At 61.2% G+C, this 14,311-nt stretch carries 14 protein-coding genes; all 14 read right to left on the reverse strand.

Translation table 11 applies throughout. The features are described 5' to 3' along the window. Positions 1 to 376: 376 nt before the first annotated feature. A complete protein-coding gene (locus tag KVT32_RS22085) occupies positions 377 to 1,267 on the reverse strand; it encodes a type IV secretion system protein (RefSeq protein ID WP_152383454.1) in 891 nt (296 codons plus the stop codon). Next, positions 1,267 to 2,016, reverse strand: a complete 750-nt coding sequence (gene virB5 / locus KVT32_RS22090) for a P-type DNA transfer protein VirB5 (RefSeq protein ID WP_152383455.1) — start codon at positions 2,014 to 2,016, stop codon at positions 1,267 to 1,269. The genes KVT32_RS22085 and virB5 overlap by 1 nt, the downstream gene beginning before the upstream one ends. A gap of 2 nt (positions 2,017 to 2,018) precedes the next feature. Beyond that, positions 2,019 to 4,478, reverse strand: a complete 2,460-nt coding sequence (locus tag KVT32_RS22095) for a VirB4 family type IV secretion/conjugal transfer ATPase (protein ID WP_152383456.1) — start codon at positions 4,476 to 4,478, stop codon at positions 2,019 to 2,021. Further along, positions 4,475 to 4,876, reverse strand: a complete 402-nt coding sequence (locus KVT32_RS22100; RefSeq protein WP_082900587.1) for a type IV secretion system protein VirB3 — start codon at positions 4,874 to 4,876, stop codon at positions 4,475 to 4,477. Before KVT32_RS22100 ends, KVT32_RS22095 begins: the two co-directional genes overlap by 4 nt. Before the next feature lie 2 nt (positions 4,877 to 4,878). Then, positions 4,879 to 5,205 carry a TrbC/VirB2 family protein gene (locus KVT32_RS22105; protein WP_152383457.1) on the reverse strand — a complete coding sequence of 109 codons (327 nt, stop codon included), beginning with the start codon at positions 5,203 to 5,205 and terminating at the stop codon, positions 4,879 to 4,881. Positions 5,206 to 5,314: 109 nt separating this feature from the next. After that, entirely contained in the window at positions 5,315 to 5,980 is a 666-nt protein-coding gene (locus tag KVT32_RS22110) for a lytic transglycosylase domain-containing protein (protein ID WP_152383458.1), read from the reverse strand. Between the two features lie 3 nt (positions 5,981 to 5,983). Next, on the reverse strand, positions 5,984 to 6,595 hold the full coding sequence (locus KVT32_RS22115) for a TrbM/KikA/MpfK family conjugal transfer protein (protein WP_227741356.1): 612 nt from the start codon (positions 6,593 to 6,595) through the stop codon (positions 5,984 to 5,986). Positions 6,596 to 6,611: 16 nt separating this feature from the next. Then, positions 6,612 to 7,505, reverse strand: a complete 894-nt coding sequence (locus KVT32_RS22120; RefSeq protein WP_152383459.1) for a hypothetical protein — start codon at positions 7,503 to 7,505, stop codon at positions 6,612 to 6,614. A gap of 23 nt (positions 7,506 to 7,528) precedes the next feature. Next, positions 7,529 to 8,806: a prepilin-type N-terminal cleavage/methylation domain-containing protein gene (locus tag KVT32_RS22125; protein ID WP_175157418.1), complete on the reverse strand. Its 1,278-nt coding sequence runs from the start codon at positions 8,804 to 8,806 to the stop codon at positions 7,529 to 7,531. A 67-nt stretch (positions 8,807 to 8,873) separates the two neighbouring features. Continuing rightward, on the reverse strand, positions 8,874 to 9,500 hold the full coding sequence (locus KVT32_RS22130) for a type 4 pilus major pilin (RefSeq protein WP_152383461.1): 627 nt from the start codon (positions 9,498 to 9,500) through the stop codon (positions 8,874 to 8,876). A 56-nt stretch (positions 9,501 to 9,556) separates the two neighbouring features. Continuing rightward, entirely contained in the window at positions 9,557 to 10,654 is a 1,098-nt protein-coding gene (locus tag KVT32_RS22135; protein WP_152383462.1) for a hypothetical protein, read from the reverse strand. Beyond that, on the reverse strand, positions 10,651 to 12,444 hold the full coding sequence (locus tag KVT32_RS22140) for an ATPase, T2SS/T4P/T4SS family (RefSeq protein ID WP_152383463.1): 1,794 nt from the start codon (positions 12,442 to 12,444) through the stop codon (positions 10,651 to 10,653). The genes KVT32_RS22135 and KVT32_RS22140 overlap by 4 nt, the downstream gene beginning before the upstream one ends. Next, positions 12,441 to 12,965 (reverse strand): hypothetical protein, encoded by a 525-nt coding sequence (locus tag KVT32_RS22145; protein WP_152383464.1) that lies wholly within the window; start codon positions 12,963 to 12,965, stop codon positions 12,441 to 12,443. The genes KVT32_RS22140 and KVT32_RS22145 overlap by 4 nt, the downstream gene beginning before the upstream one ends. Next, on the reverse strand, positions 12,949 to 14,310 hold the full coding sequence (locus KVT32_RS22150; RefSeq protein WP_152383465.1) for a hypothetical protein: 1,362 nt from the start codon (positions 14,308 to 14,310) through the stop codon (positions 12,949 to 12,951). Before KVT32_RS22150 ends, KVT32_RS22145 begins: the two co-directional genes overlap by 17 nt. Between the last annotated feature and the right edge of the window lies 1 nt (position 14,311).

The following is a 14,311-nucleotide window of genomic DNA, read 5'->3' on the forward strand; positions in this document are numbered from 1 at the left end:
CATGTTCCGAACCATCGAACGGGTCATTTCATTATGTTGCTGTTGGGAGTGCCTTTTCTGCCAAGGCGCGCGTCCAACATCGGTCGAGCGTTGGGTAGTCGCTGTGCCCGCTATAAATAGCTGCGTCGGCCATTTGAAGCAGAGATACCAAATCGGCCGCAGAATCCACGTCCAGCTCGCGCGTGCCAAGCTCACCCACTGGAAGGCCGAGATCGGTTGTTCGGCTCCCGTCTGAAGGGACGGAGATAGGGGCACATCCTGGCTCACAAGCGGAGCCCTCGAAAGAGGTTTGCCCAGGGGCGTAATCGGGGCCATCAGTTCTCCCACAAATTGTCTTGAAATCGAGATGATGACTTGCAGTAGGTTTGGATCAATGTTAGCCGATCCTACCCAGGAAAGGAACCGAAATACCCCCCCCTTCTCCGCCCGTAATCTTTGCCGCCACGGTGGAGACCTGTTCAAGCATGTATTTGGAACACATCATGAAAAAGACGATGGCTGTGAGCATGGAAAAGATGTTTATCTGATCCGCTGCTGTGAGGTCTAACAGCCCTTGCTGCAGCATGCCGAACATGCCCATGATGAACATGAATACGACCATAAATAGGCCAGCATAGATTGCATAGAACAAGGCTTGACGCAGCCAGGTAGTAAAGAAATCCCGGGTCACATCGAACAGCAGAGCCAGTATGCAGAGTGGCCCCAACACGACGACTAAGCCCATCCCGACTTTTACGGTGATAAGTACTAGCATGCCGATCGCGCTCATTACGGCAGAGATGATCGTAATGATGACCGACACGACGACAAATACGAACGCTTGTGCGATCTTTCTGATGCCGCTGGGTGCGCGCTCCTGCAGCCTCGTGCCGATCTCCGCGCCATTGTTTGCGGCATCGTCCATCATCTCTGAAGGAGTCTTGACGGTGCCGGTAAAGAGCTGTGCGACCGACGTGGGTAAGTCCAGCATCACGGTGACGATCCTTTGCTGATAAAAGCCATTGGCACCGGCTATGCCCACAATGAGCACAATGTTGACGACACGTCGCAAAGCGTGGAGTACCGGGGTTTGAATTGCCCCGGAGCAGATTAGCCACCCGTACCAGATCAGTGAGATCGAAAGGCCGACCGAGACAAACGGCAAGATTTTCGCCGTGACGGATGCGACCATTGGCGTGACGACATTTGTCAGCATCGTGGTTACTGACTGATCGATCCAGTTCGCGATGCCACCGAGACTGACAAGGCTAACCCCGGTGGTGGCCATTACCGCGCTCCCGGAAGCGGCGCCCGAATTGCGCTGAGGCTAAAGGAACTATCGGCGAGCTTCTCGGCCTGCTGTTCCATCAGTGCCTGCTCCGCCTCGATCTGTCGGGTCAGCATATCCGCCCGAGTTTGGTCGGCCTGGATGTTGGCCTGCTCAACCAACAGACGAGCCTGAAGGTCGGCAATAGCCTTCGGATCCTGGGTTTGGTTGATCTGCGCCTGGAGCTGGTCCACCTGTTTGACGCGAGCGGTCATGGCTTTCTGGGTCTGCTCCATCATCGCCTGACTGCGGATAGCGAGTTTATCGGCGCGCGCATCGAGGTTCTTCTTGTCTTGCTCGTAGTTCCCGGTCAGACGTTCCTCGCGCTCAATGCGCTCCACGACGTCTGAGATACCGCCCAGCCCGCCGCTGGACGCCCGCAGGATCTCTCGTGCGTCCGCCGGCAGGGCATTGCGGATCGCCGGGTTGTTCAGGATGTCGCCGAGGTTGCGCGTGCCCGTGAGCGATTCGAGTTGGCGTTTCTGACTTTCGAGCTGACTCTTGAGAACCTGGATCTGCTCGGCGTACTTGGCCAACGTCTCCACATGCTTGATTGCGCGGTCGGCGAGGCTGGCGCCGTCAATCACGGGGATTCCGCTCGCGTGGACAGGGGCCAGCGCGTTGCAGAAAAGGACGGCGGCCAGGCATGCGGTGACCCGTGCGCGCCAGGGGCTGCGCAGGCGGGTATTGCCGTTGTGCTTCTGGGTCATTTTTAGCTCCTTGTCGCCTCTTGGGCGCGTTTGAGGTAGTGGGGCAGCCAGATCGCGGGATCGTCGCCATGGGTGGCGACGGCCGCTTCGGCGATTTCGGCCAGGTCTTCAGAACCGGAGAACACCAGCAGTGCTTCAGGGCAAGAAGAAAGGTCCAGCTCGGCGGTGACGGCAGACTCGTTTTGCTTGACGACGAACTGCCGGCTGAATGGCGGCAGTTCCTTGACCATCTTGAAGACGGCCGGGGACAACTTGAAACCCTCGACATATTCCTCGGCGGTTGCTTTGGGGTTCTCGAGGAACATGGCAGTTGCCGACTGCTGAATGAGCGAGCGCCCCACCGGGTTCTCCAAGATCGCCGCCGGTTCCTGGGTTGCGAACACCAGGACGCCGTTCTTCTTGCGAACGGTGCGGCTGGCGTCCTGCATCGATGCTTGGAAGTACGGCACTTTCAGCGGGTGCTGCACCTCGTCAAAGAACAGGGCGATACGTCGGCCGTCCATCATCTGGTCAGTCCGATAAAGCAAATATGTGATCGCCGCGTCCCGGATCGGCCCTTGTTCGAGAAACTCCGTCAGGTCAAAGCCAAAGAGATCTGTGACTGCGAGGTCAAGCTCGTCCTTCGGGTTGTCGAACAGCCAGCCGTTCTCGCTTCCGGCACACCAGCGCTTGAGGCGGTCCTTCAAGCTGAGCTGGCCATCTGGCGCCGGCGCCGAAGGCAAGAACTGCAGCAGGGTAGAAAGGCACCGGTCCCCCAAGTCGATATGGCTGACCAGGTGGTCGATTGCCTCGGCGATCTGCTTTTGCTCGGAACTGCTGGGCGGCTCGTCGCCCCTGGCGCCCAGTTGCCGCGTCATGCTCGCCATGAATGCGACGTTGGAGGCGGTGGGCGGCAGCTGCAGGTAGTTCCAACCGGTTCTGACGCCCAGGCGCAGCGGGAAATACTTACCGCCCATCGCCATGACCGTGACTTGCATGCCGCGATCCTTGTCGAAGACGACGCCCGTGTAATTGAACTTGCGTGCCTGGGTGATCAGATGCCCTAACAGAACGGTCTTGCCAGCGCCTGACTGCCCGATGATGGACGTGTTGCCAAGGCGACGCTTGCCTGTATCGTCCACGTCCTCCAGCGAGGCGTGAAAGTTCAGGTAATAGGGCGTTCCCCCAGTCGTCTTGAGCATCGTGACGGCCGGACCCCAAGGATTGCCCGCGGGCTTTCCGAAGAGGTAGTTGTGCATGGACGCGAAGCTCAGGAAGTTGAGCGAGGTGATGGGCGCCGGGCGAGGGCGCCACTTCCAGTTGCCTGGGAGCCGCGCGGCCCATGCCGCCAGGGAAGCGCGATCACACAGCTTTCCAATGATCTCCTCATCGGCCAGCGCGCCGCTGATGTTTGCAGCCGCGCGAAGGGCGCTTTCGTTGTCCTCTCCGAACACTTGGATCGTTGCGTGATGATCCCCCATGACGAAGCGGCCGGCGGCCAACTCGTCACGCGCCTTGTGCAGATCCGCGATCTGTGACGACGAGTAGTCGCCCGAGTCTTGCAGCCATTTGATCTGGCGCGATAGGGCTTTCAGACCGTCTGCCTTGGACATTGCCCCGAATGACTGCGACAGGACGAACTCATGAGGCTGATTGAGCAGGCAGTTCAGATGGCCAGCTCTGGTGTTGTTGGGGTATTCACGCAATTCCAACATCACATAGCGGCGTGTCCAGTCGGGCCCGCGCATCTCGCCCAGCTCACCGTGCGTGGAGAAGAACTGCCGGCTGGTCGGCAGGTAGTTGTAGAGCCGGGCATTGACCAGCGGCACGGGCTGCATCTTGCCGTTGAGCAAATAGCCCAGGAACTCCGCGGGCTCCGAGAACCGCGACATCCTGCGCGGAGCCTCCTCATCGCCTATGTCTTGCGGCGACTCGCGTTCGACGATGGACAAGAGATCCGGCGAATAGCGCTTGAGCGAGCCGCGAAGCTTGCGGTTGACGTCATCGAGCTGCTCGATGGCCTGGTTCTGCCAGGCGAGCGCCGCGCGCGCGGTGCGCTTCTCAAAGTTCGAGAGCAATCGCAGCGCGGGATCAATCTGCGCCCGCATCAGCACGGTCAAGTACATCTCGTTGATCATCGGCGGCTTGCCTGCAAAGACCTTGCGGTACGCGGCGTCATGATCTCGCGAGAACTGGTCCGGATAGTCACTCTCGGGGTACTCGAAGACCTTGCGCCGGACCAGGTGCGACCAGATCCCGAATCCAGTCGGAAAGCCACGGAAGACGTTGTTCAGCTCCTCGACCCAGCGATAGTGTTCCTCTTCGCTGTAGCCCTGGAATGTACGGCCGTCGATACGCCACACTGAAAGGTACTCCCAGTCGCGGGTTGCGACGATGGTCGGGGTGACGTGGTGGGAATAGGGAACGTATTCGCTAACCGGTGGCTCATGCGCCGGCAGCGTCACGGTGGATTGTTGTTTCATCGGTCGTGAACTCCGCGCCCGCGTGCCCATGGGCGCCGCGGACTGTAGGGCGTGGGTGTGAGCGAAACTGCTCCCCAAAAGCCCTTGTTTTTGGCGAAGATCTTGGTCTTCAACCAAAGCTCCCAGATCCAGAAGGCCCGGTCATCGTTGCGGCTGACAATGGCCATGATCGGATAGAGCGCAGGGAAGAGCAGCCAGCCCCACAGGGTGAAGGACGCCGCCGTGACGGTCAGGAAGACCAGGGCCGCAAACGCCCGCGTCGGAACTCCACCCGGGACGGTGGCGACGCGGGTGGCTCCCTTGAAAAGAGGGAAGCGGTTGGGCGGCACTTCGGACCCCACCGCAACTGGGGCGGCTGCGGCGGGGGCTTTTGCCTTCTGCTTAGGCGAGGTGGCCATGTTTAGAAGAGCAGCTTGATGATGCCGCCAGCGATCGCGCCGGCAAATACCATACCCACCGCCCACTGATAGGCGGTCTCCTTGCGAATCACGTCGAAGGAGTAAAGGATGCCGATGATGCCCGCAGAGATGAGGCCGATGACCGGGATGATCAGCCAAAGCCAGTCTTTCAGAGCTTGCGTGGCACTGGTGGCCTTCTCGAGCTGAGCCATGGCCAGCTCAGGTTGCAGCATGAGGAGCGCTGCCAGGGTGGCATATGCCAGTGCGGTGAGCATGCGCCAGCTCTTGGACGGCGTTTTGATGTGGGAGGAAGAGGAAGCGACAAACATGTGAAACTCCAATGGGTGTGGCCTTCCGGCCGGTCGGCGGGGAGGCGTTTGTTGAGGCTGATGGGAAAATTCCGGTGTTTAGCGGCTAAACACGTTGAGGGGTACGTGGCTACTGCGTAGGCGGACGTGTGGGCAAGGTCGGTACTGGACGCCCGAATACCGCGTCGGTCTGCGGCGTGAAGGCATCGTTGCGCCGGGTGCCGAACGCATCTCTGCGGGGCGCTTGGAATGCGTCTGGCTTGGATGGCTTGGGTGGCGGTGAACTACCTGCCTTGCGTTCGGCGTGGGCGATGGCGCCGGCGTCCTTCACGATTGCCGGTACGGCCAGGCCCGCGCCTGCGATAACCTTGCCGACATAGCCATTGGTGAAACCTGATGTGAGGTTGCCAGTGTTGTAGCAACTGAATGCTGCATACAGCGCATTCTGTCCAGGCCCATGCAGCTTGGCTGCGCGCTGGTAGCAATTCACGAGTACGCGCTGCGCAGAAGCCAGGTTCACGCAAGGGTCAAAGATGGACTCCGGCGTGACACCCAGCCACTTCCAGTTGCGCACGTTGATCTGGCCGTAGCCGACATCGAAGTCGACCCCCTTGGCCATTAGCTCACGCACCGCTTCTACAGCTTCCTCCTTGGACTTGGGGCGGATGCTTCGATGCGGCTTGGCGTTGACGCCAATGGCAAGCGGATTGAACGCAGACTCGTGCCGCACTACCGCGCTCAGCGTACTGATATGCACGTCAGGCGCGCACTGCCGGGCGAGCGTGGGAAAGTCCATCGTCTAATTCCCCCCGCTTCCAGAGCCGTGTAACCACTCCTCGTGCTGCTTGCGCTCGGCGAGTTCCTTTTCGTACTTGGCGAGTTCGCGGTCATAGTCCTTCGCCTCAACCCAGTAGCCGCGCTCTTCGGGCGTTCCAACGTAGCGAGGCAGATCGTCATCAAATGACGTGTACTCGTGCGAGACATAGGCGTTGCAGTAGCCCGGTCGTTTGTTGCTGATGATGGGGTATCCGTCGTCGCTGGTCCCTCGCCAGGCGCCGAGGCCCGCGTTTAGGGAGCCTGCGTCGCATCGCCCTGCGCCATGGGCGAGCGCATCTGCGAGTGATGCCATTTCCTTGGTTTGGTTGGAGGACGGGCACAGCTTCAAAAAGTCATGGCGAGCATCCAGCGTGTCGGACAGCTTTTTCTTCTTGATGCCGTAGAAGTGCGAGAGGGCCGGGTCGCACTGCCCCGGCCGTACTCCGCTGGAAAGGCAAATGAGCGCTTCGCAGGCCAATTTCTTGTCGCCGGTCAGATAATCGAATTGACCGGGGCTTTGCGCCCACGCCGGAGATGACAGTGCCGGGAGAATCGAAGCAATGATAAGCGCCATCAGGCGCCGCAGGATCTGCATGGTTGGGGTCCTCAGATTAGTGGCAGATGTCGTAGCTACCGACGTCGACGATGTTGCGGCCTTCACGCGTCTCGGTAGTCACGATGCAACCGCTCACGGACGTGATGTTGACTACACGAGTGGCTGGAATGCAGTGGCTTCCATCGCCGCCCGTGTGGCCGTCGCAGCTTCCGTACAGCTCGGCGGTACGATTGCTGTTGGACAGTTTGCAGTATCCGAAAAAGCCGCTTTCACCCCTAACTTCGACCGACTCGCCGGGTTCCGCCAGCTTGCCGTACCAGATGGGATCGTTAGAGTTGCCGCTACCGGCGGTGGTGCCCGACGCGAACAAGCAGTTCAAAGTGGCCGAGGGTCGATGAATCGTGACCCCGTAGCGGGTGCCGTAGTACACCAACATGGCGCGCTGAAGGTTCGGCGTAACGATGGTTGAGTGATTGTCCGACCATCCACTTTGGCCGCCGTTGACCCCCGCTATTAGGGCGTCGACTACCCCAGGAAGGCGCGCCGCCACACATGCGTCTTGCCAGGGCCCCCAGCCCTCGTAGGCGACGTCGGCGTGATTGGCCTGCAAGATGTAAGCCGTTCGGTACCGAGTTCGGCTGCCGGTATAGCCCGCGGGGCAAGTGGCAGATTCGGACTGGGACTGAGCCAGGCGGCAACCACCGTAAGTTGTGTGCCAGGCATAGCCTGAGAAGCAGCCGCCAGGAGGAAGCGGCGCGCCTTGGGTGACCTGGACGTTCATGAGCGTAAGGTCCGTCTTGAGCTGGACGTCGGCCTGCTTGCCATTCGGGTCCGCCGCAGCCGCGGCGTGGGTGGACACCAGCAACGCAGTCAGGGCGAGCGCACGCCGGCCCCAGCACTTGAGAGTGTGGAAATTCATGCTTGCCTCAAAGGTGATGAGTGCGTCCATAGTGGACGCACGTGGGGGACTGCCTAGTTCCTGCAGCCCTGGATGACGGCGGCGCGTGCGTTTGCGCCTGCCGGAGAGATAACTACGCGGTCGCCACTCATTGCCACGGTCTGGCCCACCCGAACATAGCTGGAGCCAGAGTTTTGGAAGCTTCCCGCGAACGTGCCGTTCACGGTTACGGAGCCTGCGGCATTGACCGAACCTGATCCTTGAATGGTCCCTCCGACCGAACCGCCAACGTTAACGTCAGTCCCCGTGACAGTGACGTCTAGGGATTGGATCGACGCATACCTCCACGGCGTCTGACCTGCTGGGCAGGTGAGCGCCGGAACTGCTGCATCGGTCGGCAGGTTGCTGTACACCCCAGTAACCACGTGACCGAAGGGCGTAAACCACACCCCGCCCGTGCAAACCGCGAGCATCTTATTGGCCGTTGAAGCGTAAAGACCTTCGATCGTGCATGCGGCGCCTGGGGCGACCGACGTTTTGAGCAGCAAGCCTTTGTTGCTCTGGATCGTCTCTCCCACTGTCAAGGTGTTATGCAGAGTGACGGGGCGGGTTTCACCATGCCGCACGAACTGGCCGAAGGGTGTGGCGTCCAGGCTTGCAGCGATGACTGCATGCCCTGGCTCTGTGCCGAAGTCAAACCAGGCACGCGGAATGTCCATCAGCGGCCCCCGTACATTTGCGGACCCGCGCGCGTCGTGGCCACCGTAGCCGTCAGCGGCCAGAACCACCTTGCTCAGGAGGGCTTGGTCGAAAACGCTACGGTTGGCGGCAGGCGGTGTGCATCCGGCATTCTGTCGGAGGCTGCGCGCTGCGTTGATGGGATGGCAGGCGTAGACGAAGGCGCTGGTACGGCAATCAGCGCCTGGGCAGGCACCCTGTCGGACCAGAATGAACCGCGCTACGTCTCCCAAGCTCGGGTATCGCGGGATGGTCGCCGGCAGCAGCCCTAGCGCCGTGAGATCGGAGAGCCCGCCCCGCGCCACTTGCGCACCTCCCACGCTGGCCCAGGCTAGAGCTGGAGGCGTGGGATACGAGCCTGCGGGCAGTCCGGTGAGGTCTTCGCCGCGCAGCCAGGCCTCGTGCTTTAACTGCAGATCGACCACCGCGCCCCGGATTTGCATCAGGTAACGGCCGGTCGCTTCAGCGGCGCCTTCGTCTGCTTTGCGTCTGACTTCCTTCGCCGCGAATACAGCCAGCAACATGACGAGCAGTAGGGCGACCGTGACCTCGACGAGAGTAAAGCCTGCCTGTGTGCGCGCGCGGGAGGGCAGCGGTGATTGAAATAATTGCATTGGTTCGCCTCCGTTGAGAGCCCGTCGGGGCGTGCCGGTGGCACGTCCCACACGCAGTCCCAGGGAATCAGCGCGTGGCGAAGACGAAGGTGTTGTTGTCGCCATTGACGCAGAGGTTTTGGGCGGTGACGGCGTTGAACGTCCCCGACTCGCTGTTGGCACCCAAGGTTTTTGCGACCGTGCCGTTCACGCTGATCATCTCGGAAATGCCGTTCAAGGTGGAGGCGAGGACAGGGCAGGCGCGATGGTTGACGTTCGTCAGCGTCAGGGAGAACGCGCTTCCTACCGCGCCGCCACCCAGCGCGGCCGGGGCGATAGTGATCGTCCCGTTCGAGCCCACGCCGGTACCGCCGAGGCGGTGTGCAACCGTGTTCCCGGTCACCTTGAAAACGGTTGAGTCCCTCAGCGACGGCGCCAGGTTCTGCGCGTTGTCGATCGCCGAGTAAGGCGTGGCCGAGTCACCTTCGCTCATGATTCGTGCAGTGGACATGAACCGCTGCAGTTCACCAGCCGCCGCAGGGACACGACCTTGAACAAAGAAGCCCTTTACCGAGGGGAATCCCACGATAGCGAGGATGATGACGATAGTGATGACCACGCCCACCTCGGCCAGCGTCCAACCGCCCTGACGGCGAAGGTCCGCAGATTTGGCGCGTTGGATTGCACGCTGGGTTGCGATGTTGTGCTGTTGCATCTGAATTCCGATTGTTCGAATGAGTTTTCACCACGAGCTTTCGTGGCGGCGAGTTGCTACATTGCGTCGATCATCAAGGCGTTGCGCATGTCCATGATCACGCTTTGATGCCAAAAGAAGAGGCCTGCCATGAAGAGGACGGCGCAAATGAGCGCCGCCCATCGCAGCACCTTTGCGCGGTCTTCAACGCGCTTGAGAATGGTGGTCTCCATGCGTGCGCGGGTCATCTGCAAGCCCGCGTCCAGGCCAAGCGTGTTCGTGAGGTCTTCGAGATACCAGTAGATCTCTCGATCCAGCAGGCCAACGTCAAAAATCTCCGCGCCCTTTTTTGCGTCGTCGAGTCGGTTCTGAATGGCCTGAAGCCGACGGCTAAGCCAGCGGGATGCCCCGGGTAACTGCAGCTCTATCGCTTGACGGATCTGCATGACCTTGCCGGCGCGAGGCTTGACGGCGGTTGCCGCCGTGCTCACGACCGCAATCGCTTGAACGTCCCGGTAAAGCCGATACGGTCCCCACTTGTCGAGCCACCGGCGTAGCGCGTTGTCCATATAGGGAAACGAGAGATAGACACCAACGCCGAGGGCACTCGATACCAACCACAGCCGAATACCTTTGTCCCGAATCCACTGCGCCATGTCGAAGAACGCCTGGGTCGACGGACTAAGCAGCTCAAACCGTATGTCGGGCATGGCGTCCTGCAGCATGGGCGCGGTGAGGTAGGGGACCGCGATCATCACCATGGCCCAGACCAGCAGCAGCATTAGGGCAGCCACCGCCAACGTTCCGACGAGGATTGACCTAAGCTTGGCCGTCACGCGCACGACGGCGGCCATGTCGCGCAGCCCTCCTGCGAAGACTGCTTGCCCTTGGGTTTGCAGCGAAACGAATTCCGCTACCTCTCGCGGTGGGAGCGTCCGGTGAAGCGTCCTGCCAAGCTCGCCCGTCTCCACAATTCGGTGCGCCCAGTAAGCCGACAGGACGCCACGGGCGCTTTTGCCATAGCGCTGGGCGTCTGCCTCAAGAATGCTGAGGAACGTCCGGCGCCCCTGAGTGTCCTCCGTCATGTCCGCCAAGTATTCGTACCAGTCCGCACGGGCACGCGCGAACTTGCTGGCGGCCTGGCCCACCCGCGTGAAGTAGAAGGGAATCTTCATCCCTTTTTCCTTTGGCGCAGAAGTGTTGCGTACGCCGTGAAGTGAGGCTCAATGTCCCGGGGGTCGATCATTCCCTGGCTCATCTTGTAGACGGCGCATTCCATGGTCGACTTTCCTTCCATATCAGGGTCGTCGTAACGGGCGGTGCGCTGGCTGGCGAAGATCGCTCTCAGGCGGATCTCGTCCCCGTTTGCGATGGCTCGAAGTGCATCGGGATCACTAGAGGGCTCGAAAAGTTCTGCTACTGCAGTACGACTTGCGTACCCGAAGAGTTCAGGGATCCCCTTCTTGCGGCAGTGTTCGCACCCGTCCGGGTTACGGATCTTGAGCGGATCGCTGCCGAAGTCGTATAGGGCTTCGATGTCCGCCAAGTACCGTTGCCATGTATCGCGATCTCGATTGATTCCCATCCGATCCTGGGCGCCGTCAAGGAGTGCCACGGCGGGAAGTGCGCAGCTGCACAGCTTTGGCATCAAAGCCTGGTGAACGAGCAGCTTCAAAACGCCAGGGGTTCCCAGCGTGCTGCGCGGTATTCCGATTTCGCTGGAGGCAAAGCGCTGCGGAATGGCAAGCGCACCTCCCACGTGCGTCGTGCAATATAGGTTGCTGCCCGAGAGCACGATGTCCTGAAATGCAGCGCCCGTGAGTACATCGCGAATCTCACCGAGAAAGACGTCACTGGCGGCTGCCCGCTTGAGCGCCATGAGCTTCGATTTCATCGTGTCGCGGTCGGAGCCATCCAATGAGCGCGAAACGCTGGCTTGGAGCACTGCCTCCATGATGAGTTCCACCGGATCCTCGATCGACATCCGCTTGCGGGTCTTCGGCAAGCGCACGATGAGTTGGGCGATGCTCACCGTTTTCCCGGAGCCGGGGATACCGCCCATGACGATGGCGCCGCCCATGCTGCGCATCGCCCGCTCGAACTGGGCGATCTGCGAGGGGAGGTATCCAAGGGCTGACATGTCCACCGCTTGCACCTTGGAGTCCACGTCCAGCAGGCGCAGTGTGATGGACGGCCCCTTGTCCGCAATGAATGAACCCCAGCGAAGCATGTAGCTGCGCTCGTCCACCACCTCGTACAGCCGGCCCTGTTGCTCGTTGGCCATGTCAAGGAATAGGCCGTTCCCGCCGCTGACATCCAGCCATGCAACGCTGGCCATGTCGAGGAGCTGCTGCGTGGGCATCGCCAGATGTTCAGGCGTGGTGTACTGGCCGTCGATGGTGGCGCTGATGCGCGATTTCGCGGCCGTAGTGTCGATGTTCAGATGCAGATCGCTCGCATCGTTGCGAACCGCCCAGGACACAATGTCGTAGAACCCCTGGCGAACCGCCGACTTCTCCTTTTGGCCACGGATCCGGGAGCTTCGCTGCATCACGTCTTCGGCCTGCATCCGCTCTCTGACAAGGGTCAGCAGAATGACCGGGTTGATCGTATATATGTGGACCGGGCCTTTGGCGGCGTCGATGGCGCGCTGTTTGACGGCGCGAAAGATGTCCGTGTCGACTTCGCGCGGTTTGACGAACACGACATAGCGCGGTCCCTCGAGCTCGGCGACGCATGCGGTGACCGCCGATGTCGAGCCGCACCAATCGACCTTGAGCGTCCTGAACGCCGGCTGCATTTGCGTAATGTCTTCGAACGAATCGAGGTGCGGGTAGTCGTCACCGGTGGGCACTGCAGGCATCGATGCATGCATATCCAGCACCGGCATTTCCTCTTGTTCGCGCAGGCTGACATGCAACGTTCGCTTGAGCCGCCGCACCCACTGAAGGAAGCTTGAAATCATGGTGTTCCCCGATTAAGGCAATAGGTGACTACGTCCTGAGACTGGTCAACGAAGCTGGCGCAGGGTTGCGAAACGGCCTGCAGGCGCAGTCCGAGGTCGACGCCGGCAACCGGCTCGGCGTGGCCGCTGCGAAAATGCGCCCGACGGCCCGCCTGGTCGACCATCACCGTCAGCTGCTTGCCGACACCTGTGATGGCGAGAAGCCGAGGCGGGGCAACAACTGGCGTTGCGTTTGGATCGGGTTTGGCGGCCTGCGCGGCAGGCGGGCCAGAAGCGGCAAGGTGCGCGCTTTCGCCTATTCCGGGCTGCGCCTTGCGCTTTTCCTCATCGAGTGCGCGTTGGGCATCGAGCTCCAACAGTTCTTGCACCATCCGAGGAACTGGCTGGCTTAGATTGACGGCATCGACGCCAAAGACGGGAATCTGCGCCGCCACCGATAGCGGCACGGCAATTGCAGCTGCTGCGCAGACGACTATTGCGACGAATCGTTGTCGCTGTCTGCGTTCAGGGCGATTCAACATAGATGGTTCCTTTGAGCGTTGTGTCGAAGGCGCTCGTCGTGAGCCCTGGTGTGGTATCTGGCGAAAAGCGCACGTGCAACTGCGTGACTTCGGTGGCGCGCGGAAGCGCCAAGCCGTACAGGGAGCGCAGCGGCGCGTTGATGACGAGCGCGCGCGTTGCCGGAAGCTTGATCTCCTTGGGCCGGATCACGGGTTGTTCCAACCCGTTGGCAAGCTTGATGTTCGGTACCGAGATCGGCACTTGTCCTGGCGCAGACAGAGAAATGTCCTGCAGCGCTGGGCGCAGTGCCTGCCAGGATGGCTCCCAAACCTGCCGCATCGCGTTTGCGTCGGGGAGTTCCGCCAGCAGCAACGGCTGAGCCGCCAGCCCCGCAGGGACGGTCCAGGAGGCGTTCGCGCTCTCCAGATCGACATGCTCAATCTTCCAGGTGGGAGGTAAGGCCGCGTGCAGGGTGCGATTATCCGCAAGTCGCGTGCGCTCGTACTTCGCTACGCAGCTGCGAACCTTGGGTTGGCAGTCAACCTCGACGAGCTTCCACCGACCGGGCGCGGTCGGCACGGACTCCACTTGTTGCAGCAGCGGAGTGAGCCCCGGCTCGCCAAGTGTTCGCGCGGTCTTTGCCCACGCAGCGATTGCCTTTTTCCACAGCGTTGCTGGGTCAACTTCGGGCTGCGCGGCCAGCATCTCCTGTGCAATTCGTGCTTGCCGCTCCTCCCAGTAGCTCATGCCGATGTCCCAGGCCTCGTACACCAGAAATAGCCCCAGGATGGTCCACCAGAAGGGCGAGACCATCGCGAGACTGAAGCCCGCTCGGCGCAGGGTCGACTGCTGGTTGGTGTGCGCGGCAAGCTGTTGCAAGGAGAAAGGCCGCGACTGCGTGCGGTGGTCCCCGTGCACCTGCGCCTCGCCGTAGCGGGCCAGCGCCTCATCGAGCGCACGCTGTGCCGCCTGCAGATCTGCGAAGACCGCGTCTCCGCCTGCCTGGACCACACCAGCAACGACGACGGCAATCCATACGGATTTGTCGGGCAGGTTGAGCGCCACGATGTGGGTGCCGTGACGGTGCATCTGTGCAAACGCGGAGGCCGCCGAGAATAGGCTGGCGCGCGTCTTTGCGCGACGCTCCTTCCCTTTGGCGATGAGGAGTCCGACGGAAGGGCTGCGGGCATCGCTGTGGACAAAGTGCGTGGCCTTCACCTTGCGTGCCAGCCGCAGCGCTTCTTTCTGCGGATCCTCTCCGAGGACCGTCTGCCATCGGACGCCGAAGACAAGCTGATTCGATGTGCCGGGGATGGCGACGAGCCGATAGCTCAGCCGCCGCGGGGCTTTCTCTCGTCGTGCCACG

It is taken from the genome of Achromobacter sp. GbtcB20 (genome assembly GCF_019091095.1).
Taxonomy (GTDB): Bacteria; Pseudomonadota; Gammaproteobacteria; order Burkholderiales; family Burkholderiaceae_B; genus Achromobacter; species Achromobacter mucicolens.

Coding starts and splice junctions, on each gene's coding strand:
- KVT32_RS22085 (WP_152383454.1), bottom strand. CDS start 1,267: ATGGCCACCACCGGGGTTAGCCTTGTCAGTCTCGGTGGCATCGCGAAC.
- virB5 (WP_152383455.1), bottom strand. CDS start 2,016: ATGACCCAGAAGCACAACGGCAATACCCGCCTGCGCAGCCCCTGGCGC.
- KVT32_RS22095 (WP_152383456.1), bottom strand. CDS start 4,478: ATGAAACAACAATCCACCGTGACGCTGCCGGCGCATGAGCCACCGGTT.
- KVT32_RS22100 (WP_082900587.1), bottom strand. CDS start 4,876: ATGGCCACCTCGCCTAAGCAGAAGGCAAAAGCCCCCGCCGCAGCCGCC.
- KVT32_RS22105 (WP_152383457.1), bottom strand. CDS start 5,205: ATGTTTGTCGCTTCCTCTTCCTCCCACATCAAAACGCCGTCCAAGAGC.
- KVT32_RS22110 (WP_152383458.1), bottom strand. CDS start 5,980: ATGGACTTTCCCACGCTCGCCCGGCAGTGCGCGCCTGACGTGCATATC.
- KVT32_RS22115 (WP_227741356.1), bottom strand. CDS start 6,595: ATGCAGATCCTGCGGCGCCTGATGGCGCTTATCATTGCTTCGATTCTC.
- KVT32_RS22120 (WP_152383459.1), bottom strand. CDS start 7,505: ATGGACGCACTCATCACCTTTGAGGCAAGCATGAATTTCCACACTCTC.
- KVT32_RS22125 (WP_175157418.1), bottom strand. CDS start 8,806: ATGCAATTATTTCAATCACCGCTGCCCTCCCGCGCGCGCACACAGGCA.
- KVT32_RS22130 (WP_152383461.1), bottom strand. CDS start 9,500: ATGCAACAGCACAACATCGCAACCCAGCGTGCAATCCAACGCGCCAAA.
- KVT32_RS22135 (WP_152383462.1), bottom strand. CDS start 10,654: ATGAAGATTCCCTTCTACTTCACGCGGGTGGGCCAGGCCGCCAGCAAG.
- KVT32_RS22140 (WP_152383463.1), bottom strand. CDS start 12,444: ATGATTTCAAGCTTCCTTCAGTGGGTGCGGCGGCTCAAGCGAACGTTG.
- KVT32_RS22145 (WP_152383464.1), bottom strand. CDS start 12,965: ATGTTGAATCGCCCTGAACGCAGACAGCGACAACGATTCGTCGCAATA.